This is a genomic window from Pseudoxanthomonas sacheonensis, from assembly GCF_010093305.1.
Taxonomy (GTDB): domain Bacteria; phylum Pseudomonadota; class Gammaproteobacteria; order Xanthomonadales; family Xanthomonadaceae; genus Pseudoxanthomonas_A; species Pseudoxanthomonas_A sacheonensis.
On sequence record NZ_PDWS01000006.1, the window covers coordinates 80,050 to 104,077 of the forward strand.

The 24,028-nt window shown below is 64.7% G+C and carries 17 protein-coding genes; 10 read left to right on the forward strand and 7 right to left on the reverse strand.

From position 1 onward, the window contains the following. Window position 1 precedes the first annotated feature (1 nt). The 4 genes from CSC73_RS07355 to CSC73_RS07370 all read right to left on the reverse strand — a co-directional run bounded on the left by CSC73_RS07355 (window position 2) and on the right by CSC73_RS07370 (window position 5,863). The gene (locus tag CSC73_RS07355) at window positions 2-709 is read right to left on the reverse strand and encodes a DUF4159 domain-containing protein (RefSeq protein ID WP_163839796.1); all 708 of its coding nucleotides are present in this window, start codon (window positions 707-709) and stop codon (window positions 2-4) included. Between the two features lie 46 nt (window positions 710-755). Continuing rightward, complete coding sequence (locus CSC73_RS07360; protein ID WP_163839797.1) at window positions 756-2,090, reverse strand: TldD/PmbA family protein; 1,335 nt, start codon at window positions 2,088-2,090, stop codon at window positions 756-758. Between the two features lie 24 nt (window positions 2,091-2,114). After that, window positions 2,115-3,749, reverse strand: coding sequence for a TldD/PmbA family protein (locus CSC73_RS07365; protein WP_163839798.1), 1,635 nt, complete (start codon window positions 3,747-3,749; stop codon window positions 2,115-2,117). 269 nt (window positions 3,750-4,018) lie between these two features. Continuing rightward, a complete protein-coding gene (locus CSC73_RS07370; protein WP_163839799.1) occupies window positions 4,019-5,863 on the reverse strand; it encodes a family 43 glycosylhydrolase in 1,845 nt (614 codons plus the stop codon). A gap of 90 nt (window positions 5,864-5,953) precedes the next feature. On the opposite strand from CSC73_RS07370, the gene CSC73_RS07375 reads away from it, so the two are divergent. The 4 genes from CSC73_RS07375 (at window position 5,954) to CSC73_RS07390 (ending at window position 9,702) form a co-directional block, all read left to right on the forward strand. Beyond that, window positions 5,954-7,720 carry an NAD(P)/FAD-dependent oxidoreductase gene (locus tag CSC73_RS07375; RefSeq protein WP_163839800.1) on the forward strand — a complete coding sequence of 589 codons (1,767 nt, stop codon included), beginning with the start codon at window positions 5,954-5,956 and terminating at the stop codon, window positions 7,718-7,720. Between the two features lie 240 nt (window positions 7,721-7,960). Next, window positions 7,961-8,812, forward strand: a complete 852-nt coding sequence (locus tag CSC73_RS07380; protein WP_163839801.1) for an NYN domain-containing protein — start codon at window positions 7,961-7,963, stop codon at window positions 8,810-8,812. A 9-nt stretch (window positions 8,813-8,821) separates the two neighbouring features. After that, window positions 8,822-9,448, forward strand: coding sequence for a DUF938 domain-containing protein (locus tag CSC73_RS07385; protein ID WP_163839802.1), 627 nt, complete (start codon window positions 8,822-8,824; stop codon window positions 9,446-9,448). 44 nt (window positions 9,449-9,492) lie between these two features. After that, window positions 9,493-9,702, forward strand: coding sequence for a hypothetical protein (locus CSC73_RS07390; protein ID WP_163839803.1), 210 nt, complete (start codon window positions 9,493-9,495; stop codon window positions 9,700-9,702). 38 nt (window positions 9,703-9,740) lie between these two features. Here CSC73_RS07390 and CSC73_RS07395 read toward each other — a convergent pair whose 3' ends face one another. Then, window positions 9,741-10,508 carry a hypothetical protein gene (locus CSC73_RS07395; protein WP_163839804.1) on the reverse strand — a complete coding sequence of 256 codons (768 nt, stop codon included), beginning with the start codon at window positions 10,506-10,508 and terminating at the stop codon, window positions 9,741-9,743. A 494-nt stretch (window positions 10,509-11,002) separates the two neighbouring features. Here CSC73_RS07395 and CSC73_RS07400 point away from each other — a divergent pair, with 494 nt between their 5' ends. Together CSC73_RS07400 and CSC73_RS07405 are read left to right on the forward strand one after the other, a co-directional pair. Continuing rightward, a complete protein-coding gene (locus CSC73_RS07400) occupies window positions 11,003-12,904 on the forward strand; it encodes a M61 family metallopeptidase (protein ID WP_163839805.1) in 1,902 nt (633 codons plus the stop codon). A gap of 168 nt (window positions 12,905-13,072) precedes the next feature. After that, entirely contained in the window at window positions 13,073-14,329 is a 1,257-nt protein-coding gene (locus tag CSC73_RS07405) for a lytic murein transglycosylase (RefSeq protein WP_163839806.1), read from the forward strand. 145 nt (window positions 14,330-14,474) lie between these two features. Here the strand turns inward: CSC73_RS07405 and CSC73_RS07410 are convergent, their stop codons facing one another. Then, a complete protein-coding gene (locus tag CSC73_RS07410; RefSeq protein WP_163839807.1) occupies window positions 14,475-18,182 on the reverse strand; it encodes an indolepyruvate ferredoxin oxidoreductase family protein in 3,708 nt (1,235 codons plus the stop codon). 194 nt (window positions 18,183-18,376) lie between these two features. On the opposite strand from CSC73_RS07410, the gene CSC73_RS07415 reads away from it, so the two are divergent. From CSC73_RS07415 to ggt, 3 genes are all read left to right on the forward strand, one after another. Then, entirely contained in the window at window positions 18,377-18,976 is a 600-nt protein-coding gene (locus tag CSC73_RS07415) for a tetratricopeptide repeat protein (RefSeq protein ID WP_163839876.1), read from the forward strand. Window positions 18,977-19,050: 74 nt separating this feature from the next. After that, window positions 19,051-19,749: a 2OG-Fe(II) oxygenase gene (locus CSC73_RS07420; RefSeq protein ID WP_163839808.1), complete on the forward strand. Its 699-nt coding sequence runs from the start codon at window positions 19,051-19,053 to the stop codon at window positions 19,747-19,749. Between the two features lie 66 nt (window positions 19,750-19,815). Then, complete coding sequence (gene ggt, locus CSC73_RS07425; protein WP_163839809.1) at window positions 19,816-21,519, forward strand: gamma-glutamyltransferase; 1,704 nt, start codon at window positions 19,816-19,818, stop codon at window positions 21,517-21,519. Between the two features lie 92 nt (window positions 21,520-21,611). Here the strand turns inward: ggt and CSC73_RS07430 are convergent, their stop codons facing one another. Continuing rightward, window positions 21,612-23,114, reverse strand: coding sequence for an AAA family ATPase (locus CSC73_RS07430; RefSeq protein ID WP_163839810.1), 1,503 nt, complete (start codon window positions 23,112-23,114; stop codon window positions 21,612-21,614). Between the two features lie 256 nt (window positions 23,115-23,370). On the opposite strand from CSC73_RS07430, the gene CSC73_RS07435 reads away from it, so the two are divergent. Next, entirely contained in the window at window positions 23,371-24,003 is a 633-nt protein-coding gene (locus CSC73_RS07435) for a ParA family protein (protein WP_163839811.1), read from the forward strand. Window positions 24,004-24,028 lie beyond the last annotated feature (25 nt).

Below are 24,028 nucleotides of genomic sequence, written 5' to 3' on the forward strand. Positions count from 1 at the left end.
CTCACGCCGTCAACGCATACATGACGATATTCACCGCGAACCTGGTGTTGTCCTCGGCCAGGAAACGCTTGTTGCGCCAGTCGTAGTCCCACTCGCAACCATAGTCCTTGTTGCTGTAGAGCAGGCCCAGGCGACCGTCGATCTCGATGCCCTGTAGGTACTCGTGCACCAGATCGTCGCCCCAGCCGTTGAGTTCGAAACCGGTGGCCGGCGGGCCGTCGAACTTGAAGAAGCTGCGGTAGATCGGGTGGTTGTTGGGCAGCTTCTTCATCGCCTTGGCGCCGAAGATAGAAGCCATCTGCGCTTCGAACGACTTGGCGAACAGGCCGTCGATGTCGTGGTTGCAGTCGTCCACCAGCACGAAGCCGCCGTTGCGCACGTAGCGCTCGAAGTTGCGGCGCTCGGCCGGGTTGAACTCCACCAGCTTGTGTCCGGCCAGGTAGCAGAACGGCGCAGTCAGCATCTTCGGATCGGCCAGGGCCAGCACGTGTTCCTTCGGGTCCACGCGCAGGTTGGTGTAGTCGATCAGCGAGGTGATGAGATTGGCGGGCATGCGCTGGTCCACGTCCCAGTCGCCGGAGTCGTACTTCAGGCGGGTGAACCAGAAGTCGTAGCTGGAAACCGCCGCGCTTGCGCTGCGCAGCGGCCCGGCCAGCAAGGCGCCGGCCAGGCCGCCGGCCATCAATCGCAGGAACTGCGCGCGATTCATGCGCCGTCGCGCAGCTTCATCGATCGCACTGCATCCGCTTCATCGATCAGACCGCATCCGACAAGGAGGTGAAGGTGAAGTCGCGCAGCTTCATCGGCGGGATCATCATCACGAACGAAGACTCGTCGCCGGCCACGCGCACCGGCTTGCCCAGTTCTTCGATGTTGTTGAGCATGATCACCGGCGATTCGTTGAAGCGGAAATTCTTCACCGGGTACTTGATCTCGCCGTTCTCGATGTAGAAGGTGCCGTCGCGGGTCAGGCCGGTCAGCAGCACGGTTTGCGGATCGACCATGCGGATGTACCAGGTGCGCGTGACCAGGATGCCTTTCTGCGTGCTCTTGACCAGCTCGGCGGTGGACTTGGTGCCGCCGGACATCAGCAGATTGCCGGCCGCGCCGGTCGCGCGCTTGCCCTGTTTCTGCGCCCAGTAGCGCGAATACTCCAGGTTGACGACCTTGCCGTTCTCCACCACCGCGGTCTTCTCGCGTGGCAGTCCCTCGTCGTCCCACGGCATCACCGGCGCTTCCGGGTGCCAGGGATCGGCGGAGATATTCACCCGCGGGTCGTAGACCTGTTCGCCGATCTTGTTGCCGCCGCCTTTCTTGGACAGGAAGCTGCGGCCTTCGTCGGCCTGGCGCGCATCGAAGAAATTCATCATGAAAGAGATCAGCCCGGCCGCCGCGGCCGGTTCCAGGATCACCGTGTATTTGCCCGGCTCCAGCGCCTTGGCCGCGGCCGAATCGCTGGCCTTGCGCATGGCGACGCGGACGTCCTGGCCGGCCTTGAACGGGGTGGCGTCCTGCAGATTGCGGCCGACCCAGCCCGAACCGCGACCGTCTTCGGTGCGCACGGTGCAGGTGTAGTCCAGGTTGGTGGCTTTCTGGTAGCCGAAGTTGCCCTTGCTGTTGGCGAAGGCGACGAAACTCTGGCCGTCTTCAAGGAAACCCGCTGCGATCAATTTCTCCGCGCGGCACGGGCCGATGGAATCGGCCGCCGCCTGGGCGCGGTATTCCGGGGTGATGGCGGCGGTGGCTTCGCTGAAGGTCGGGCTGGCCTTGTAGGTCTGCTTTTCCACGGCCGGAACGAACTCCGGATTTTCCGGCGCCAGCCGGGCCAGGTCTTCGGCCCTGCGCACCACGCGTTCCAGCGCGGCGTCGTCGAACTCGTTGATGGTGGCCACGCCCACGCGCTTGCCGAAAGCCACCTGCACGGCCAGATCGGCATTGTCGACGATGCCGCTGGTGGAGACATTATTCAGGGCGAAACGGATGTTGCCGGAAATGGAACCGGATAGCGACGCGGTGCATTCGTCGGCCTTGGACAGGGCGATGACCTTGTCGAGGATGGCCTTGGCTTGCTCTTCGGTGAAGATGCTCATGTTCTAGTGGTCTCCTGGATGCGATCAGCCGAGCGAGCGGGCGGTGTTGATGACGTTGATGCCGTTGAAGCGCGCGGTGCTGGAACCGTGCGAGACCGCCGACACTTGGCCGGGCTGGCCCTTGCCGTCGAAGAACGAGCCGCCCATGCGGTAGTCGCTTTCGTCGCAGATCGCGGCGCAGGCGTTCCAGAACTCGGGCGTGCGGATCTGGTAGGCCACGTCCTCGATCATCGCGCCGATCTTGCCGTTCTTGATTTCGTAGAACAGCTGGCCGCCGAACTGGGCGTTGTAGCGCTGCTGGTCGATGGAGAACGAACCATCGCCGATGATGTAGATGCCGTTCTCCACGTCCTTGACCATGTCGGCCACGCTCAGCTTGTCCTTGCCTGCCTGCAGCGATACGTTGGCCATGCGCTGGAACTGCACGCTGGACCACGAATCGGCGTAGCAGCAGCCGTCCGATTCCTTCTTGCCCAGGATGTGGGCCTGGTCGCGGATGGTCTGGTAGTCGACCAGCTTGCCGCCGCTGATCAGGTCCCACTGCTTGGTCTTGACGCCCTCGTCGTCGTAGCCCACCGCGCCCAGGCTGCCGGTCTGGGTCTTGTCGGCGACGATATTGACCTTGTCGCTGCCGTACTGGAACTTGGCTTCGCGCTTGTCCAGGGTGGCGAAGCTGGTGCCGGCGTAGTTGGCCTCGTAGCCCAGCACGCGATCCAGTTCCAGCGGATGGCCGACCGACTCGTGGATGGTCAGCCAGGTGTGCGAAGGATCCAGCACCAGGTCGTACTTGCCGGGCTTGACCGAAGGCGCCTTCAATTTCTCGCGCGCCTGCTTGGCGCCGGCGATGGCGTCTTCCTTCATGTCGTAGGACAGGCCGTAGTTGACCACGCCGTTGGGCGACACGAACTTGCCCGAACCCGCGCCGTCCAGGTATTCGAAGCCCATCCCCATCGGCGAGGACAGGCCGTCGCGGGTGCGGAACTTGCCGCTGGCCTTGTCGATGGCGGTGACCGTCATCGGCGCCCAGATGCGGTGCACGTCCTGGTCGATATAGGAACCGTCGGTGCTGGCGAAATACTTCTGCTCGTTGACCAGGAACAGCATGGAATTGACGAAATCGGCGCCGGCATTGGTCGCTGCTGCATTCACGCCCAGCAATAGGTCCACCTTGTCCTTGATCGGCACGTTCATCGCGTTCTTCACGATCGGCGTCTTCCACGCCACCTCGCCCACGCCTTTGACCGGCGCCAACTGCACCTTGGCGGTCTGGATCTTGGCGTTGGCCTTGGCGATGGCCGCGGCCTGGCGCGCGGCCCGGGCCACGCCGTTGGTGGTCAGGTCGTTGGTGGCGGCGAAACCCCAGGCGCCGTCGGCGATGACGCGGATGCCGGCGCCGGTGGATTCGGTGTTCACCACGTTCTGCACCTTGTCTTCGCGGGTGATCACGAACTGGCGCAGGTAGCGGCCCACGCGCACGTCGCAATAGCTGGCGCCAGCGTCGGTGGCGGCGGCCAGCGCGGCATCGGCCAGGCCTTTCTTGAAGCCGACGTCCAGCGTGGTCTGCAATTGTTCGGCGGCGATCGCCCTGCCGAGGAAGGACGGCACCATCAGGCCGCCGAGGCTGAGGCCGGTAACGGCCAGGAAGTCGCGTCTGTGCAAGGCTGCTCTCCATCGGTAGAGCCCGCGCGCGCGGCGCGGGACGGGGACTGAAGCGGACGATCATGGCGTGCGCGCGGCGCATCGCCATGCCGCCAGCGATCATTGCCGCCGGGGCATACGCCGTCAAATGACTTTTGGCATAGACGAAGCATTGCGTTTCGACATTCGCTTCGCAAATCCCGGAAACGCGGCGTCTCTTGCCGGTACCGCCTCGCATTCCACCAACAAGGGTCAAGAGGGCGGAAGCCTCCAGCAGTCGCCGAGTGCGGCTAGTCCGCTTGCACGACCGCGCTCAACCCGGAAACGCCGTTTTCGTTGAAGGCTTCCACTGCAATCGCATACGGCTGATCGACGTTCAGCGCACGCAGCTCCAGCGTCGTGCCCCTGTCGGCGAACACCTGATAACTCAGGTTCAACCGGTCCGCGCGCAAGCCCCAGCGCACGTTGTATCCCACCGCACCGGCAACGGCTTTCCAGGCCACCACCGCATTGCGGCGATCCTGGTCGCGCTTGGCGCTTACCCGGGTCGGTGCGGCCGGCGGCTTTCCATCGGCGTTGCCGAACACGCGCAGGTCGCTGATGGCCAGGTTCGCGGCGCCCACGTGGCCATGCACGTAGCGGACATAGCGCGTGCGCACCGGCTCCGGCAGTTGCAGGTACGCATTGGGGCGGTCGCGCCGGTCCGGTCCATCGCCGACCCCGGCCAGCGGAGTCCACCGCTTGCCGTCGCGCGAGTGCTGCAGCTGGAAGGAGGTATAGATATCCGGCGCATCGGCGTAACGCCCGGACTGGTAGTCGGCGTAATTGACCTGCACCGCGCGCACCGTCTTGTCCGCGCCCAGATCGACGGTCAGCGTTTCGCCCGGTTTGTTGCTGCCGGCGACCCAGAAGGTGCGCGGATTCTCATCGGTAATGCGGTCGGCGGCGAACTCGCCCTGCGTGGACGAAGCCGTCGCCTTCTTGCGATAGGACAGCAGCATCCAGCCGGTGAACAGCGATTCCGGATCGGCGACCTTGCCTTCCGGCATCCAGTGCGGGAAATCGCCGAAGCGCGCGGACACGCTCATCTGTCCGTCGTCGGTGAAGGCGGCGGGGAACATCGCGATGCGCCGTTCGAAGGTCCAGTTGTAGCCGATCCACGGCGTACCGGTGTTCCACCAGTTGCCGTATTCGTCCTGGAAGGTGGAGCCGTGGCCGGCGCCCTGCACGAAACCGCCGGGCTTGTAGGCCACCGGGTTGTAAGGCGCGTATTCGAACGGACCCAGCGGACTGTCGCTGACATAGGTGCCGTTGGCGTAGGCGTTGTACTCGGTGCCGGGCGCGCCGTACTGCAGGTAATAGCGGCCGCGTACCTTGGTCATCCACGCGCCTTCCATGTAGTTGCCGACCGGTTTGCCGTTGGGGAAATTCATGCCGCGGTGATCGGGGCCGAAGCGTTCCCAACCATGCTTGGCCGGATCCAGCGCCAGCATCACTTTGGGCTCGCCACGGAAAACGAATCCGCGCGGCGCTTTTTCCATCTCGATGCCGTACAGCGGATAGGTGTCCGACGAACCCCAGTAGAGGTACCAGCGGCCGTCGTCGTCGATGAAGATATCCGGGTCCCAGGGCCCCGGCGGGGTCTTGCCGGCCGGCAGCGGCAGCAGGTCCTGGCCCGGCGGCACGGCGGTGGGAATACGCGGCAGCAGGCGGGTGAGGTAGTCGATCTTGCCGCTGGCCGGATCGGTGGACTGCAACAACGCGCGCGGGCCGAACGCCGATTGCATGATGACCAGGCGATCGCCGTCGGAAACCACGGCCGGGGCCACGATGCTTTCCGAAGGCCAGCGGCTGGGCGTGACGAAGCGCCAGTCCAGCAGATTGGTGGAGCGCCAGTAGCCATCGGCCAGGGTCTGGAACAGGTAGTAGGCATCCTTGTGCCGCACGATCACCGGATCGGCGCCGGTGCGGTAGGAGATGCCTTCGTTGAGCTGCTCGAAGTTGTAGCGGTAGTCCAGGTCGACGGGGTTGGCGTAGGTGCGTCGGCCGGGCGCTTCGGCTGCCGGCAGCGCGGTGCTCGCAAGGATCGACAGCAACAGGAATGCGCCTCGCGGCAACGACGGAACGCGCTTCATGATGGTTTCTCCCAGTGCCGTTTTCGGCCGCTACCTTACCGCGCTCCGCAGCGGCGGCAGTTAAACTGGCGTACCTCTCCGGCCTTGCCCATGCTGCGACTCACCGACCTCAAGCTTCCCTTGGACCATGACGAAGCCGCGCTTCCCGCGGCGATCGTCGCGCGCCTGGGCATCGACGCCGCCGAACTTGCCGGCTTCGCTATCGCCAAGCGCAGCTACGACGCGCGCAAGCGCGGAGCGATCGTGCTGATCTACGCGGTGGACGTGGAGACCACGCGCGAAGCGGACATCTTGCAGCGGCTGCAGATGGACGAGGAAGCGGCCGACGGCAAGATCGCTCCCACGCCGGACACCACCTACAAACCGGTCGCGCAGCCGTTGCAGGCCGGAACACCCGTGCGCGTACCGCTTTCGGTCGCGTCCGAAGAGGCGCGCGGGGTGGCGACCGTCGTCGAAAAAACCGTCCAGGTTTCTCCGCACCCAGCGGCGCTACGGCCCCTGGTCATCGGCATGGGCCCCTGCGGCCTGTTCGCCGGCCTGATCCTGGCGCAGATGGGCTTGCGGCCGATCATCCTGGAGCGCGGCAAGAACGTGCGCGAGCGCACCGTGGACACGTTCGGGCTGTGGCGGAAGAAGATCCTCAATCCCGAATCCAACGTGCAGTTCGGCGAAGGCGGCGCAGGCACGTTCTCCGACGGCAAGCTGTACAGCCAGATCAGCGACAAGCGCCACTACGGGCGCAAGGTGCTGACCGAATTCGTCAAGGCCGGCGCGCCGGAGGAAATCCTCTACGTCAGCAAGCCGCATATCGGCACCTTCCGCCTGGTGTCGATGGTGGAGAACATGCGCGCGGACATCGAAGCCCTGGGGGGCGAGATCCGCTTCTCGCACCGCGTCGACGACCTGCTGGTGGAAACCGATGCTACCGGTGCGCGCAAAGTGCGCGGGGTGGTGTTGGCCGATGGCGGGCAGATCCGTGCCGACCATGTGGTGATGGCGCTTGGCCACAGCGCGCGCGACACTTTTTTCATGCTGCACGAGCGCGGTGTGTTCCTGGAAGCCAAACCCTTCTCCATCGGCTTCCGCATCGAACATCCGCAATCGCTGATCGACCGGGCGCGCTTCGGTCCGCAGGCCGGCCATCCGATCCTCGGCGCGGCCGACTACAAGCTCGTGCACCACTGCCGCAACGGGCGCTCGGTGTACAGCTTCTGCATGTGCCCGGGCGGTACCGTGGTCGCCGCCGCCAGCGAACCCGGCCGCGTGGTCACCAACGGCATGAGCCAGTACTCGCGCAACGAGCGCAACGCCAACGCCGCCATCGTGGTCGGCATCGCGCCGGAGGATTACGCCGAGTTCGATCCCAGCGGCAGTCCGCTGGCCGGCATCGCCCTGCAGCGGCATTGGGAAGAACAGGCCTTCCGGCAAGGCGGCGAGGACTACAGCGCGCCGGGCCAGCTGGTCGGCGACTTCCTGCGCAAACGCGCCTCGCGCGAATTCGGCGCCGTGCTGCCTTCGTACACGCCGGGCGTGACGCTGGGTGATCTGTCCAGCGCATTGCCGCGTTACGCCGTCGACGCGATCCGCGAGGCGTTGCCGGCCTTCGACCGGCAGATCAAGGGCTTCGCGATGGACGATGCGATCCTGACCGGGGTGGAGACGCGCACTTCTTCGCCGGTGCGGATGACGCGCGGGGCGGATGGGCAGAGCCTCAATACGCGCGGGTTGTTTCCTGCGGGCGAAGGGGCGGGGTATGCGGGTGGGATCCTCTCTGCGGGTGTGGATGGGATCAAGGCGGCTGAAGCGGTGGCAATGCAGATGATCGCCGAAGGAACAGCGCGAGCGGTGCCGTTTTAGTCCCCTCCCTTGCGAAGCAGGGGAGGGCCAGGGAGGGGTGCTCTTCGCGGTGAAATGAGGAGGTCATGATCTCTCCTCAAACGACTCAGGCATTCAGCTTCAAACGATCACCGACTATCGCGCCAAAAGCACCCCTCCCCAACCCTCCCCTGCTTCGCAAGGGAGGGGGCTTGTCCCATCGTAGGGAGAATGAGGGGAGTATGGTTCGCATCGGCGCACCAACTTCCCAGGGACTAATCCATGAAGCCCAGAAACAACGCCAAGTCCGACAACGACGACGACCAGCCGCGGCTGGCTGTATTGATCGACGCCGACAACGCCCAGCCCTCGGTGATCGAAGGCCTGCTGGCCGAGGTGGCCAAGTACGGCGTGGCCAGCGTCAAGCGCATCTACGGCGATTTCACCAGCCCGCGCATGACCCAGTGGAAGGCGGCGCTGCTCAGGCACTCGATCAGCCCGGCCCAGCAGTTCGCCTACACCAGCGGCAAGAACGCCACCGACAGTTCGATGATCATCGATGCGATGGACCTGCTGTACACGCAGCGCTTCGACGGCTTCTGTCTGGTTTCGAGCGACAGCGACTTCACCCGCCTGGCCCAGCGCCTGCGCGAGGAGGGCCTGACCGTGTACGGCTTCGGCGAAAAGAAGACGCCCGATGCGTTCGTGCGCGCCTGCGACAAGTTCGTCTACACCGAGGTGCTGCGCAAGGAGGCCGCGGCCAGCGCGCCGGCGAAGCCGGCAACGGCCAAGCCTGCGAAGAAGACGGTATCGAAGTCCGCACCGGCGCAACCGGCATCGACTGTGGCGCCTACCCAAGCCGTGGCGGCGACGGAAGCGAAAGACAAATCCGCCGAGCCTCTGCCGCTGGCTTTGATCCGTCAGGCTATTGAAGAAGCCTCCGACGACAACGGCTGGGCGTTCCTGGGCGCGGTCGGCAGCTATCTCAACAAGATCCAGCCCGACTTCGATCCGCGCCTGTACGGGCACCGCAAGTTGAGCGACTTGCTGAAGCACCAGCCCAAGTACTTCGCCATCGAAGAGCGCGGCGCCAGCGGCTCCAACAAGATGATCTACGTCCGTTCGCTGGGCTGAGCGACCGCCGTGACGACCGGAAAACCGTTCTCGCCGGCCAGCGAGCGCAACCGCGATCCGATCCTGGAAGTCTTGCGCGAGCACTTCGCGCACGTACGCGAGGTGCTGGAGATCGGCAGCGGCACCGGCCAGCACGCGGTGCATTTCGCCGCGGCCATGCCGTGGCTGGGCTGGCAATGCTCCGACCGTGCCGACTATCTGCCGGGTATCCGCGCATGGCTGGACGAAGCGGCATTGCCGAATACGCCGCCGCCGGTGGAACTGGACGTCGCACAGGGGCCTTGGCCGGCACGGCGCTTCGATGCCGCGTTCAGCGCGAACACTTTGCACATCATGGGATGGTCCGAAGTCGAAGCCTGCTTCGCGGGCCTGGACAGAACGCTGGCCGCCGACGCGGTATTGGCGGTGTACGGGCCTTTCAACTACGGCGGGCAATTCACCAGCGACAGCAATCGCATGTTCGACGCCTCGCTGAAAGCGCGCGATGAACGGATGGGCATCCGCGATGCCGAAGCCGTGGACGAGCTGGCGCGGACGATCGGATTGCGGTTGGTCGACGATTTCGCCATGCCGGCCAACAACCGCTGCCGGGTGTGGCGTCGTGGCGTTGGCGCCGCATTTACATCGCCGCGTTAAATTGCGCACACGGGCAAGAGCCCGTGCAACCAGGGAATGCCGCCATGGCGCACAAGGTCACCTTCAGCGTTCCCGAGCGCACGCTCGGACGCGAAGACGTCGAGTTCGTAGTGGAAAAGGACGGCGTGCGCTTCGGCACGCTGCTGGTGTCCAAAGGCGCGGTGGAATGGCGTCCGACCAACAAGGTGTACCGGCGGCGGATGCGCTGGGACCGCTTCGATGCGCTGATGCGCGAGAGCGGGCGGCGGGTGTAGCCCGCATGCCATCCGGCGGGGGATTGCTGCCCGGGCGTTCAAGGATTCGGAAATGCGGGATCCATCGGCACGCTGCCGGCGACCGCAGCGCGCCTTTGCCGCAGCCACATGCCGAATGCGGACAGGCTGATGACGGCGGTCATCACCAGTTCGCCGCCGTCTTCGATCAGGGCCGACAAGGTCTGCGACACATTCCTTCCCAGCATCCCGTGTACTGCATCCACGCCGACACCGAAGAAGATCAAGACCGCGAAGTAGGCCGTGAAGACCAGATAGGAAAGCCAATCGTCCTCCCCTCGAATCAGGCGCGTGCCGGCGAGCCAGAACACGACCGACAACAATCCCGTCGTGGAAAATCCGATCAGATCGCCAACGACCGGAGACAGACCCAGTCCGGCATTGAACATGTGCCCGATCGCTTCATGCAGTTCGAACGCATCGTCCAGAAACGTTACCGACAGGATCGCCGCGAACGCATACCACTGTTTCTTGCCATACGCACGGGCTGACATGGCAAACAGTGCGCAGGCGGCCAGTTCCAGGCCGTAGCCGAAGATTTCGGGATAGCCCCTGTCGATAAAGGAAAACCGAAGGCGGCCATAGAAGAAGCTGCCCGTCAGATGGTACCTCTCCACATACGCATACCTTATGAAGCAGGCAATCAGAATCGAAATCGTACCGGTCACGGCTGCAACGGACCATCGATGCGCTCGATCCGGCAGGATCAAAAAATCCCGTGTGAGCCGCAGGCCGCGAGGGACAAGGTATGCGATGGAATGGGATTGGTAGCCGGTGGCGACGTGCATATGACCCTCCAAGCGGATGACTTAGCGCCGTCCGCGAACTCGGCGGAGGGGCTGTCATAAAGGCGTCATATACTGCTTGTGTAATTGAAGACTTTGCAATTTTTTTGCGGCGTATTCAGCGAGAAAAACGCAACGGATTCATTTCTCCTCCAGCCGCCATTAACGGAGGTGATAACTGCGTGACGCTTATGCCACCGAGCATTGGGACGGAAGTTATCTTGGAAGGATCCGGAGACAGACAAAAAGATTGAGTGAAGTCGAAATACTGCGTCGGCAAAGTGATGTCTCCAGCGCATCAGGTCGTCCAACTCGATCAGCTTTCCATGCACAGACTCGGAAATCCCGCCGCGCATAGCGCGTGAAGCCCGCGGTCGTCCCGCGTGCCTCAGGGAACTGGTCGACGATTCCGTCCGCCAGGTCGATTCCGGCAGCAAGCTTGTCGTTCCTCGCCCGACATGCCCAGAATGCCGCTTTCCCACGGAACTGGAACCTGCATGGCGCGGCTCGTGATCCTGTTGTCCTGTTTGCTGGGGCTGTCGTTTTCCGTGCGGGCACAGGCGCCGGCCGCCGCGTCCGCGGTTTCCGACCGCGATTACCCTGGAGTGATATCGCTTGCGGTCGATGCCACCGACGTGTCGCGCCGCATCTACCGGGTGCGCGAACGCATCCCGGTCCAACCGGGTCCATTGAAGCTCTGGTATCCGCAGTGGATACCCGGCAACCATGCGGCCACCGGCCCGATCAACCAGTTCGCGGGCCTGTCGATATCCGGCAACGGCCAGCGCATCGAATGGCGGCGGGACCCGTTGGACGTCTACGCGTTCCATCTGCAGGTGCCGATGGGCGTCGCTGCGCTCGATGTCGAATTCCAATCGCTTTCGCCCACCGCCGACGACCAGGGCCGGGTAGCGATGACCACCGAGCTGATGTCGGTGCAGTGGTCGCGCCTGTTGCTGTATCCGGCCGGCTACGATGCACGCCGCCTCCGTTTCGAACCCAGCCTGCGCTTGCCGGAAGGCTGGCAATTCGGCAGCGCGCTTGAAACGGCCGGTACCGATGGCGGCGTGAACCGCTTTCAGACGCTCGCTCTCGTCGATCTGGTCGATTCCCCCGTCTATGCGGGCCGCTACTTCAAGCGGTTCGACCTGGATCCCGGCGCGGCAATACCGGTGCGCCTCAATGTGATCGCCGACGCGCCGGAGCTGCTCGATGCCAAGCCGGAAATCCTCGCCGCGCACCGTGCGCTGGTGAAGCAGGCCGACCTCGTGTTCGGCCCGCGCCCGTTCGCGCACTACGATTTCCTGCTGGCGCTGTCGGACCAGTTCAGCGGCATCGGTCTGGAACACCATCAGTCGAGCGAGAACGGCACCTTTCCGGGTTATCTGACCGGCGAGGCGCCCTTCACCGACAATTACTTATTGCCGCATGAATACACGCACAGCTGGAACGGCAAGTTCATGCGTCCGGCGCTGCTGTGGACACCGCACTACAACACGCCGATGCAGAACGATCTGCTATGGGTCTACGAAGGCCAGACCGAGTTCTGGGCCTGGGTACTGGCCGCGCGCGCCGGGTTGTACACGCCGCAACAGGCGCAGGAAGTGCTGGCCGCCAGTGCGGCCCTGTTCGACCATCGCGCCGGCCGTGGGTGGCGCAGCCTGCAGGACACCGTCTATCAGGGCATCGTCGATTTCAACGATGCGCCGCAGGCGTGGGAGAGCTGGCAGCGCGGCTACGATTTCTACGACGAAGGCACGCTGGTGTGGCTGGATGTGGACACCAAGCTGCGGGAACTGTCCGGCGGCAAACGCTCGCTGGACGATTTCGCGCGCGGTTTCTTCGGCGGCGGTACGGGCCGCATCGAAACGCGCACTTATGCGGTCGACGACGTGGTCGGAGCGCTGCAGACAGTTCAGCCCCATGATTGGGCTGCGTTCCTGCGCCAGCGCGTGGACGGCCATGGTCCGGGCGCGCCGATGGAAGGCCTGGCACGCGCAGGATGGAAGCTGGTCTACAACGAGCAACCCAATGCCGCCATCGCAGAAGCAGAAGGCGACCAGGAGTTCGACGATTTCAGCTACTCGTTGGGATTGAAAATCGCCAGCGCCGACGGAAAGGTCGACGCAGTGCTGTGGAACAGCCCGGCCTATCTGGCCGGTCTGGCGAAAGACATGGTGGTCGTGGCGGTATCGGGCATGGCCTACGACGCCGACCGCCTGAAGCGGGCGATCACCGCCGCCAAAACAACGGAATCCGCGATCGAACTGCTGGTGAGGCAGGGAGATGCCTATCGCACTTTACGAGTGGAGTATCGCCAGGGGCTGCGGTATCCGCATCTGCAGCGCATCGCGGGAACGCCGGATCGCCTGAGTCAACTGCTCGCGCCGAGAAAGTGATGGTTGCAGATGGGGTCGTTCGTTAGTGCATGGGATCCCAAAGGAATCGTATGCGCGAATGCGCAAACCCCGTCGCAACGGGTTCCCTCGTCATCCAGCGTTGCGGAAGCATGCGCGATACTCCGGGGAACAAGGACCCGGTCCGCCGAAACGAGAGGGAAGATGGCCATGAAAACGCTACTGTGCACTTCGTTGGCGCTAGCACTATGGTCGAACACAGCGCGCGCCGACGAGTTCGTCTTCAACGACTGTCTGGCGGGGCTGCGCACAAAAGCCGAAGCGGCGGGCGTGGAACGAACCACCTTCGATTCCAGCACCCGCGGCCTGGTTCCGGACATGGGCGTGCTGGAGCTGCTGGATGCCCAGCCGGAGTTCACCACGCCGATCTGGGATTATCTGGCCGCGCTGGTCGATGATCAGCGCATCAGCGATGGCCAGGCCATGTTGCAGGCCAATGCCGCGACCCTGGCGCGGGTTTCGCAGGAGTACGGCGTGGATCCGCAGACCGTGGTGGCGGTATGGGGCGTGGAAAGCGACTACGGCAAGACCTTCGGCAAGCGGCCGCTGCTGGTCTCGCTGGCAACGCTGTCCTGCTTCGGCCGCCGCCAGGAGTTCTTCCGCGGCGAATTATTCGCCACGCTCAAGCTGCTGCAAGCCGGCGACCTGAAGCCCGAAGGTTTGACGGGCTCCTGGGCCGGCGCTTTCGGCCACACCCAGTTCATGCCCACCACTTACCAGCGCATCGCGGTCGACGGGGATGGCGACGGGCGCCGCGATCTGGTCGCCAGCATTGCGGACGCGCTGGCTTCGACCGCCAATTACCTCAAACAGGCCGGCTGGCGCACGGGCGAACCGTGGGGCTATGAAGTGAAATTGCCTGCGGGTTTCGATGCCGCTCTTGCGGGAAGGAAGAACAAGCGGCCTTTGTCCGACTGGATCGCACGCGGGGTCGCGCGTACCGACGGCACACCGCTTCTGGCGACCGATGCGCAAGCGGCCGTGCTGCTGCCCGCCGGCGCGACCGGTCCCGCCTTTCTCGTGTTCCGCAACTTCGACGCGATCTATTCGTACAACGCGGCGGAAAGTTATGCGCTGGCCATCGCCACCTTGTCCGACCGCCTGCGCGGCGGCGGTGCGCTGGTTACGCCGTGGCCGACCGACGATCCGGGACTTGGTCGTGGCGAACGCAGGCAGCTGCAGCAACTGCTGCTGGCGCGCGGGCACGCCATCGGCGAAGCGGACGGCATGATAGGCACGCTCACCCGCCGCGCTATCGTGGCCGAACAGCAGCGGCTGGGACTGCAGCCGCAGGATGGGCGCGCGGGGAAGAAGATTCTCGATGCGTTGCGGACCGAGGCGCCGCTGCCGGTCACGCCGCCCGCGACGGTGCCGCAGTCACCGCTCGAATCGAAGCCGACAGATTGAGGAAAAAGCCTCTCCGAACGCCCAACCTCGAAGACTGTGGGAGCGGCGTCCCGCCGCGAGCTCCTGAGCGATTTCGAGCGTAGGCCAAGAGCTCGCGGCGGGACGCCGCTCCCACTCCCACGTGTCGCAGGTGGTGGGCCGCGTCCTACGCCGCCTGCACGATCGGGATCTCCCGCGGATTGTTCCACTTGTCCAGCAGCGCCGCTTCCCGCGCCTTGGCCTTATGCAAATGCGCTTCCTTGACGTGTCCGTAGCCGCGGATGTGCTCGGGAATGCTGGCGATTTCCGCGGCAAGCGGAAGATTGCCGGCGTTGAGCGAAGCCAATAGCCCGCCGACCGTCTTTTCGTAGTCGCCGATCAGCTTGCGTTCGCCCTTGCGCTCTTCGGTATAGCCGAAGATGTCGAACATGCCGCCACGCAGGAACCTGAACTTCGCCATCAGCTTGAACGCGCTGAACACCCACGGACCGAATTCCTGCTTGATCAGCCGGCCCTGCGCGTCCTTTTTGGCCAGCAGCGGCGGCGCCAGATGGAAGTGCAGTTTGTAGTCGCCGTCGAACTGCTGCTCCAGCTTGCGCTTGAAATCGCCGCTGGTGTACAGCCGCGCCACTTCGTATTCGTCCTTGTAGGCCATCAGCTTGAAGAAGTAGCGCGCCACCGCTTCGCTGAGCGCGGTGGAGCCCGGCGCGCGCACGTGTTCGGCGTCGCGCACCTTGTCGACCAGCGCGCTGTAACGGTTGGCGTAGGCGGCGTTCTGGTATTCGGTGAGGAAAGCGACGCGGCGCTGCACCAGTTCGTCCAGCGAACGCGACAGGCGCAGGTCGTCCAGCGGCAGGAAGGCGACGTTGCCGTCGTGGTTGCCGGCGTCCTGCAGGCCGCGCACTTCGTGTTCGTTGTCCGGCGTGCGCGGCGCGCTGGGGCTGGCCCACTCGCTGGTTTCCCATTCGCCAGGCGGCAGGACCTGCAGGTTGTGCGGGGTACGTTCGGATTCGGTCTGCGCGTTGTGGATCACGCCGGCCGCTTCGGCGACCGCGGCTGGATTGACCACGGCCAGACGGCCCCAGGCGAAGGCCTGGCGATTCATCTCCACCGCCGCGCCGTTCAATTCCACCGCGCGCATGATCGCTTCGTAGGAGATTGGCACCAGGCCCTGCTGCCAGGCATAGCCCAGCATGAACAGGTTGGCTGCGATCGCGTCGCCCATCAGCGCGGTGGCCAGTACCGTGGCATCGACCTGCAGCGGCGCACGTCCGCCCAGCGCTTGGGTGACCGCGGAAAGAATGCCGGCCGCCGGAAATTCCATGTCCGGACGCGTGGTGAAGGTGCCGGGCATGGCCTGGTAGGTGTTCAGCACCACCTGCGAGCGTTCGCCGCGCACTTTCGACAGTACCCAGTAGTCGTTGACCACCACCATGTCGCAACCCAGCACCACGTCGGCTTCGCCGGCGGCGATGCGCACGGCGTGGATGTGTTCGGGCGTGCGCGCGATGCGGATGTGGGTGGTGACCGCGCCGCCTTTCTGCGCCAGGCCGGTCTGGTCCAGCACGCTGGCGCCCTTGCCTTCCAGGTGTCCGGCCATGCCCAGCAGCGCGCCGATGGTGACCACGCCGGTACCGCCGACGCCGGTGATGAGGATATTCCAGGGTTGCTGGAAATCGGCCTTGAATACCGGCGCGGGCAGGTTGGCCAGCAACTCGGTGGGATCTTTTTTCTTGCCCTTGCGCGGGCCGCCGCCGTGCACGGTGACGAAGCTGGGGCAGAAGCCGTTGACGCAGCTGTAGTCCTTGTTGCAGTTGGACTGGTCGATCTCGCGCTTGCGCCCGAACTCGGTTTCCTTCGGCAGCACCGACACGCAGAAGCTTTTCACGCCGCAGTCGCCGCAGCCTTCGCAGACCAGCGTGTTGACCATCACCCGCTTCTGCGGATCGGCCAGCTTGCCGCGCTTGCGGCGGCGGCGCTTCTCGGTGGCGCAGACCTGGTCGTAGATCAGGATGGACACGCCCTTCACTTCGCGCAGTTGTTTCTGCACGTCGTCCAGCCGTTTGCGGTCGAAGAATTCCACGCCGGACGGGAAGATCTCCGGTTTGTTCCACTTGCCGATCTCATCGCTGACCACGACGATCGTCTGCACGCCCTCGGCACGCATCATGTGCGCGATCTGCGGCACACTCAGCGTTCCGTCCACCGGCTGGCCGCCGGTCATCGCCACCGCATCGTTGTAGAGGATCTTGTAGGTGATGTTGACGCCGGTGGCCACCGACTGGCGCACCGCCAGCGAGCCGGAATGGAAGAAGGTGCCGTCGCCCAGATTCTGGAACACGTGCTCGGTTTCGGTGAACGGCGCCTGCCCCGACCAGGTGACGCCTTCGCCGCCCATGTGGGTGAAGGTGTCGGTGTCGCGGTCCATCCACGTCACCATGTAGTGGCAGCCGATGCCGCCCAGCGCGCGCGAACCTTCCGGCACCACGGTAGACGTGTTGTGCGGGCAGCCGCTGCAGTAGTGCGGCACGCGCGGGAAGTTGGCGCGCGGCAGCGCCATTTCCGCTTCCTTCTCTTCCATCCAGCGCAAACGCTGTTCGATGGATTCGGTCGTGAAAAAACGCTGGATGCGGCGACCGATCACACCTGCGATGGTGGCGGGCGTCAGTTCGCCTGTGGACGGCAGGATCCATTCGCCGGCTTCGTCGTACTTGCCGACGATGGAAGGACGCGGACCCGCGCTGGCCGGCCAGTTGTAGAACTGTTCCTTCATCTGCCGCTCGATGAAGGCGCGCTTCTCCTCGACGACGACGATGTCTTCCAAACCGTGGGCGAAGTTGGCGATGCCCACCGGTTCCAATGGCCAGGTCATGCCGACCTTGTACACGCGGATGCCGATGTCGGCGCAGGCGCGCTCGTCCAGGCCCAGGTACTCCAGCGCCTGCAGGACGTCCAGGTAGCTCTTGCCGGTGGTGACGATGCCCAGGCGCGCGCGCGGCGAATCCAGCACGATGCGGTCCACGCCGTTGGCGCGGGCGAAGGCCTGCGCGGCCTTGACCGCATAACGGTGCAGGCGCATTTCCTGGTCCAGCGGCGGGTCGGGCCAGCGGATGTTCAAGCCGCCGACGGGCATTTCGAAATCTTCCGGCAGCACGATGCGCCGCGCGAACGGATTCACTTCCACCGAGGCGGACGATTCCACCGTCTCGGCAATGGTCTTGAAGCCGATCCAGCGCCCGGTGTAGCGGCTCATGGCCCAGCCGACCAGGCCCAGGTCCAGGATGTCCTGCACGCCGGCCGGATTCAGCACCGGCATCATCGCGCTGACGAACTCGTCTTCCGAACCATGCGGCAGGGTGGAGCTGCGGCAGTTGTGGTCGTCGGCGGCCATCGCCAGCACGCCGCCGTGTTTGGAGGTGCCGGCGGCATTGCCGTGCTTGAACACATCGCCGCAACGGTCCACGCCGGGGCCCTTGCCGTACCACATCGAGTACACGCCCTCGACCTTGGCGCCGGGGAACAGGTTGGTCTGCTGCGTGCCCCAGACCATGGTCGCACCCAGGTCCTCGTTGAGGCCGGGGATGAACTTCACTTGCGCTTCGGCCAAATGCTTCTTGGCCCGCCACAGTTCCAGGTCGAAGCCGCCCAGCGGCGAGCCGCGGTAGCCGCTGATGAAGCCGGCCGTGTTCAGCCCCGCGGCCTGGTCGCGCAGGCGCTGCATCAGCGGCAGCCGGACCAGCGCCTGCACCCCGCTCAGGTAGATGCGGCCGTCGGTGCGGGTGTATTTGTGTTCGAGCGTGTAGTCGTTGTCCAGCGTGTCGATCGCCGGGGTGTTGGCGGAAGACGGCGAGGTGAGTTCGGCGGTGCTGGTCATGGCTGGCCCGGGGAATTGGAGGCGGCTGGCGGCGCCGGCTATGGCCCGGCGCAGGGTGCGGAATTGTATCAGCGCGGTAATATGTGACCGATTTCACTCACCTGTTGTGCGCTGCAACGGGTAGGATGGCTCGGGGAGGTCGTTTTGTGGTTAGGGGAAGTCGCGTGAATCCATTTCGAATTTTTCTGGCTGCCATGCTGGCCATGCTCGCGTCCGCCGTACAAGCGCAGACGCCTATCAAGCCCAAGGAATTCTATTTCGACGCCGACGCGACCACGGCGCGCAAGATCGTGGTCGTCGAGGGCGAGGGCGAGGCCCTGGCGGCGGGCCTGGTCAAGGCGCGCGAACGCGGCAGGCGAGTGATCGAGGCGACTGCGCAGCTGGCGCACGTAGCCATGTCCGACAAGCGGGCCGAGCTGGGCAAGTCGCTATACGAGCAGGCTGTCAACGGCACCGCGTCGACCAGCAGCATTGGTCGTTCAGTGCGCTGGAACTATGCTTGGGATCTGTACTGCAATGAGGACTACGCGCAGGCCTACGGCCTGTGGAGCGAGCTGGCCGCCGGTTTCGGCAACCCGGCGTGGCTGCCGCCGACGATGGCCTTGTCGTTGTGGAGCCTGGATCGCAAGGCCGAGGCGGTGCAGTGGTACGCCGCGGCGGTGCGCACCGAGCCCACCCTATGGAGCGATCCGGCGAATTACGCGATGCTGCTGCCGAACTGGCGTGAGCAGGACCGTCAGCGCTTGGCCGAAGTCTATACCGCCTGGCAGGCCGCACCGCCGGCTTGGCCCTGAGGCCTGCCCCTCCATGCCAGAATCCGCATCGTGGCGAATCCGGTCCACGCCATGACCGCGCTGCGGGCCGCAGGATGATCAGCAACGAGTTGGAGATCGCACCCTACCGCCAGCGCCTGCTCAGTCAGGGCCGGGTGCAGATACCGGGTTTCCTGCAAGAGGCCTCTGCTGAGCGCCTGCGCCAGTGCCTGAGGGATGAAGTGCCCTGGCAACCGGCATTGCGCACCGATCGGCCCGTGCCCGCGGGCGCGGAAGCCGCAATATCGTCAGAGGCCATGCATCGCGAATTGCTTCAGGCAATTTACCAGCGCGCCCGCGATGATTTCGAATTCGTGTTCGATCGCTACCGGATGATCGAAGCCCGGCGCGATGGACTCGATCCTGGCTTGGTACTGCACGTGGTGGTCGATTTCCTCAATAGCCCGCCATTTTTGGAATTCGCGCGCGAATTGACCGGTGACAACGCCATCCGCATGGTCAGCGCCATCGCCGCGCGCTACCGGTCCGGCCATTTCCTCAAGCTGCATAATGACAAGGCTGGCGACGAGGACCGGGCCTTTGCCTATGTGATCAACCTCAGCCAAGGGTGGCAGGCCGACTGGGGCGGCTTGCTGCAGTTCCTCGATGAAGGACAGAACGTGATCGAAACCTTCACCCCGCACTGGAATTCGCTCAGCCTGTTCCGCGTACCTCAGGCGCATCAGGTCAGCCTTGTGGCGCCATGGGCGAAGGACGACCGCTATAGCATCACCGGCTGGTTCAGGCGCAGCTAGCTGATAACCTCGCGTGCAGCACGCCGGCATGTCCGACACCTGAAAACCGATTTGCGGAGAACGACGATGCGCATCGCGATATTGCTTCTGCTGACGTTGCCGACGGCTTTGTCCGCCCACGCCGCCGACCGCATCACCGGCCGCGATTTCGCCACCCGCTCGGAAGTCATCGCGCCGCACGCGATGGCGGCAACCTCGCACCCTTTGGCTACGCAGATCGCGCTGGAGGTGATGAAGCAGGGCGGCAGCGCGGTCGATGCGGCCATCGCCGCCAATGCCGCGCTGGGATTGATGGAGCCCACCGGCAACGGGGTGGGCGGCGACCTGTTCGCCATCGTGTGGGATCCGAAGACCAAGAAGCTTTACGGCTATAACGGTTCGGGCCGTTCGCCCAAATCGCTGACGCTCGATTATTTCCAGAAGCAGGGCCTGACCGACATCCCGCCGCTGGGTCCCTTGCCGGTCAGCGTGCCGGGCGCGGTGGATGGCTGGTTCGCCTTGCACGGCCGCTTCGGTAAGGTGCCGATGAAGGACGTGCTGGCGCCGGCGATCCGCTATGCGCGCGAAGGTCATCCGGTCGCCGAAACCATCGCCTATTACTGGGCCCGTTCGGTGCCGCGCTTGTCCAAGTATCCGGGCTTCCGTGAACAGTTCACTGTCGGCGGGCGCGCTCCGCGTACCGGCGAGCTGTGGAAGAACCCCAACCTGGCCGACACCCTGCAGAAAATTTCCGACGGCGGCCGCGATGCGTTCTACAAGGGCGACATCGCCCGCACCATCGGCGACTACTTCAAGGCCAACGGCGGTTTCCTGAGTTACGAGGACCTGGCCGCGCACCAGGGCGAATGGGTGGAGCCGGTCAGCACCAACTACCGCGGCTACGACGTCTGGGAATTGCCGCCCAACGGCCAGGGCATCGCCGCGCTGCAGATGCTCAACGTGCTGGAAGGCTACGACTTCTCGAAGATTCCCTACGGCAGCGCCGAACACGTGCATCTGTTCGTGGAAGCCAAGAAACTCGCCTTCGCCGACCGCGCGCGCTGGTACGCCGATCCCGCGTTCCAGCCGGCGCCGGTGGCCAAATTGATCTCCAAAGCGTATGCGAACCAGCGCCGCAAGCTGATCTCGCCCGACAAGCCGCTGCGCGAAGTGCAGCCCGGTACGCCGGCCGAACTGGACGAAGGCGACACCATCTACCTGACTGCGGCAGACGCCGACGGCATGATGGTGTCGCTGATCCAGTCCAACTACCGCGGCATGGGCAGCGGCATGGCGCCGCCGGGCCTGGGCTTCATCCTGCAGGACCGCGGCGAGATGTTCGTGCTCAAGCCCGGCCATCCCAACACTTACGAACCCGGCAAGCGTCCCTTCCAGACCATCATTCCCGCGTTCGTCACCAAGGACGGCAAGCCCTTGATCAGCTTCGGCCTGATGGGTGGCGCGATGCAGCCGCAGGGGCACGTGCAGATCGTGATGAATCTCATCGATTTCGGCATGAATCTGCAGGAAGCCGGCGACGCCCCGCGCATCCAGCACGAGAACGACACCGAACCCACCGGCCAGAACACGGCGATGGGCGATGGCGGGGTGGTGCAGCTGGAAAGCGGATTTCCTTACGAAACCGTGCGCGCATTGATGGACAAGGGCCACCATCTGGAATGGGCGCTGGGACCTTATGGCGGTTACCAGGCGATCCGTCGCGATCCGCAGACCGGCGTGTATTTCGGAGCATCGGAAAGCCGCAAGGACGGACAGGCGGCGGGCTATTGATCGTTGTAGGAGCGGGTCTTGCCCGCGACGCTCCTGAACGATCTCTCGGAAAAGCGTCGCGGGCAGGGCCCGCTCCTACATCTCTTGCGCGATCAGTCGGCTGGCACGGTGCGTTCACCGGCCCACGCGCGCAGCGCCGACACCTGTTCGGCCATGATCACCGACAGCGGCCGCGTGTTGCGTATTTCCTGCATCAACAGGTCGGTATCCAGCGCCTTCTGTTCCGCGTGGGCGGTGTAGAGCGCGGCGACGATGGCCTGTTCGATCTCCGCGCCCGAGAAGCCGTTGCTGGCCGCGGCCAGTGCGGGCAATGCGAAGTTCTCGGGTTCCAGCTTGCGGCGGGTCAGATGCAGGCGCAGCACTTCCACGCGCGTATCGGGATCGGGCAGGTCGACGAAGAAGATTTCGTCGAAGCGGCCCTTGCGCAGCAGTTCAGGGGGCAGTTCGCTGACCTGATTGGCGGTGGCGACGATGAACACGCCGCCGCCAGCGGCCGAACTCTTGCGTTCGGCCATCCAGGTCAGCAGATAACCCAGTACCCGCCGCGAGACGCCGCCATCGCCCTCGCCGCTGCCGCCGGCCAGGCCTTTCTCTATCTCGTCTATCCACAGCACGCAGGGCGCCAGTTGTTCGGCCGAGGCCAGCGCGCTGCGCAGGTTCTTTTCGGTCTCGCCATGGAACTTGTCGTACAGGGTGCCGAAATCCAGCCGTAGCAGCGGCACGCCGAAACCGCCGGCGGTGGCCTTGGCCAGCATCGATTTGCCGCAGCCTTGCACGCCGAGCAACAGCACGCCCTTGGGCGCGTCCAGCCCCGGCGGCGCGTTACCGGACACGAATACCGCCCGGCGCTGCTCGATCCAGCGCTTCAGCCGGCGCGCACCGGCCACCTCGGCGAAGCGGGCGGTGTCGTATTCGTAGTGCAGGTGCCCGCTGCGATTGAGCAGTTCGAACTTCAGCTTGGACAACTGCGGCAGGTCGGCGGCGCTGAGCGCGCCGTCGTCGTAGATCAGCTGGCGGGCGATGCGGCGCGCGTCGGGCAGACTGAGGCCCTGCAGATTGCGCACGATCTGCTGTACCGCCTCGCCATCGGCTTCGACCCGGCGGCCGCCGTTCTCGCGGGCGTAGTGGACGGCCTCCTCGCGCACCATCTTCAACAGGGCGTTGGCATCTGGCAGGCGCGGGTTGAAGCGCACCGCCGCCGCTTCCAGTTCCGGCGGCAGTTCCACTTTCCCGCCCACCAGCACCACCACGTGCGGCTGGCAGTTGCGGCGCTGGACCAGGTCGCGCAATTGGCGCTGGCTGCTGGCGTAACCCAGGTAGGGATGGAAATCGAGCAGCAGGTAGATGCCGCGCTGCTCGGCCAGCTTCATCGCCTGCAAGGCTGCGCTGGCGTCGGGCGGGCCTTCGGGCTCGTCCTCGCGGTCCATGTCGATGCGGCGCAGGCCTTCGGTGATCGACCATCGGTACAGCGCGCGCCAGACCTGGGACAGGGCCTGGCGGAACAGTTCCACCACGCGGCCTTCGTCCTGGGTCTCGATGACGATCAAAGGGGTATTGGCGCGGATCAGCGCCGTCAGGTCCTGCAGTTCGCTCACGATCGGTCCGGGTCCATGGCAGCGCGCACGATAGCAAAGGGAAAACGGGATGACCGAAGCAATTGCGCTTTTATGCTTTGCCCCCTTTGGAAAAGGGGGCTACGGGGGATTTGCTCTTGCTCTTGCTGTGTGCAGGTAAAGAATCAAGAGCAAATCCCCCTCAATCCCCCTTTTTCAAAAGGGGGAGGCTTGGCGGCCTGTTCCCGGCTTACCGTGGCCGGTGTACCCTGCGGCTTCCCGGTAACGAGGCGTGCGCATGAAGACGATTCTGGTCGCCAGCTCCAAGGGTGGCGCGGGCAAGAGCACATTGGCCACCAACCTGGCCGCGCATTTCGCGCTGGACGGCAAACGCACCGTACTGGTGGACGCCGACCCCCAGCACTCCTCCACCCGCTGGGCCGAACGCCGCGCCGAGCTGGAAACCGCCGTACTTCCCATCGACGCCAGCGGCAAGCGCCCCTGGCGCAGCTGGCTGCCCGAAGACGCCGAACGGGTGGTCATCGACGCCCCGGCCGGATCCATGGCCGACGACCTGCAGCAATTCATCGAGCATGCCGACGCCATCGTGGTTCCGGTGCTGCCGTCGGCGATGGACATCGAGGCCACCGTGGGGTTCCTGAACTCGTTGTCCAAAGTGCCGCGCGTGCACAAGCGCAAGTTGCCGGTAGGTCTGGTGGTCAACCGCAGCAAGCCGTGGACGAACACCTCGCAGCAGGCGGTGGAGATGCTCAAGACCTGGCCCTATCCGGTGGTCGCGCAGCTGCGCGATACCCAGGCCTATGTGGTCCTGGCCGGCCTGGGCCGCAGTCTGTTCGATTACCGGTCAGCACAGGTGCGCGACCATCAGGCCGACTGGGATCCCTTGCTGAAATGGGTCAAGAAGGCCTGAACCGGGTTCCAGACTGGATTCCTCC

Excerpts from the sequence above, each read along its gene's own strand:
- CSC73_RS07415 (WP_163839876.1), top strand. The coding sequence starts at position 18,377 with ATGCTGGCCATGCTCGCGTCCGCCGTACAAGCGCAGACGCCTATCAAG.
- CSC73_RS07390 (WP_163839803.1), top strand. The coding sequence starts at position 9,493 with ATGGCGCACAAGGTCACCTTCAGCGTTCCCGAGCGCACGCTCGGACGC.
- CSC73_RS07400 (WP_163839805.1), top strand. The coding sequence starts at position 11,003 with ATGGCGCGGCTCGTGATCCTGTTGTCCTGTTTGCTGGGGCTGTCGTTT.
- CSC73_RS07395 (WP_163839804.1), bottom strand. The coding sequence starts at position 10,508 with ATGCACGTCGCCACCGGCTACCAATCCCATTCCATCGCATACCTTGTC.
- CSC73_RS07405 (WP_163839806.1), top strand. The coding sequence starts at position 13,073 with ATGAAAACGCTACTGTGCACTTCGTTGGCGCTAGCACTATGGTCGAAC.
- CSC73_RS07380 (WP_163839801.1), top strand. The coding sequence starts at position 7,961 with ATGAAGCCCAGAAACAACGCCAAGTCCGACAACGACGACGACCAGCCG.
- CSC73_RS07435 (WP_163839811.1), top strand. The coding sequence starts at position 23,371 with ATGAAGACGATTCTGGTCGCCAGCTCCAAGGGTGGCGCGGGCAAGAGC.
- ggt (WP_163839809.1), top strand. The coding sequence starts at position 19,816 with ATGCGCATCGCGATATTGCTTCTGCTGACGTTGCCGACGGCTTTGTCC.
- CSC73_RS07355 (WP_163839796.1), bottom strand. The coding sequence starts at position 709 with ATGAATCGCGCGCAGTTCCTGCGATTGATGGCCGGCGGCCTGGCCGGC.
- CSC73_RS07375 (WP_163839800.1), top strand. The coding sequence starts at position 5,954 with ATGCTGCGACTCACCGACCTCAAGCTTCCCTTGGACCATGACGAAGCC.
- CSC73_RS07360 (WP_163839797.1), bottom strand. The coding sequence starts at position 2,090 with ATGAGCATCTTCACCGAAGAGCAAGCCAAGGCCATCCTCGACAAGGTC.
- CSC73_RS07370 (WP_163839799.1), bottom strand. The coding sequence starts at position 5,863 with ATGAAGCGCGTTCCGTCGTTGCCGCGAGGCGCATTCCTGTTGCTGTCG.
- CSC73_RS07410 (WP_163839807.1), bottom strand. The coding sequence starts at position 18,182 with ATGACCAGCACCGCCGAACTCACCTCGCCGTCTTCCGCCAACACCCCG.
- CSC73_RS07420 (WP_163839808.1), top strand. The coding sequence starts at position 19,051 with ATGATCAGCAACGAGTTGGAGATCGCACCCTACCGCCAGCGCCTGCTC.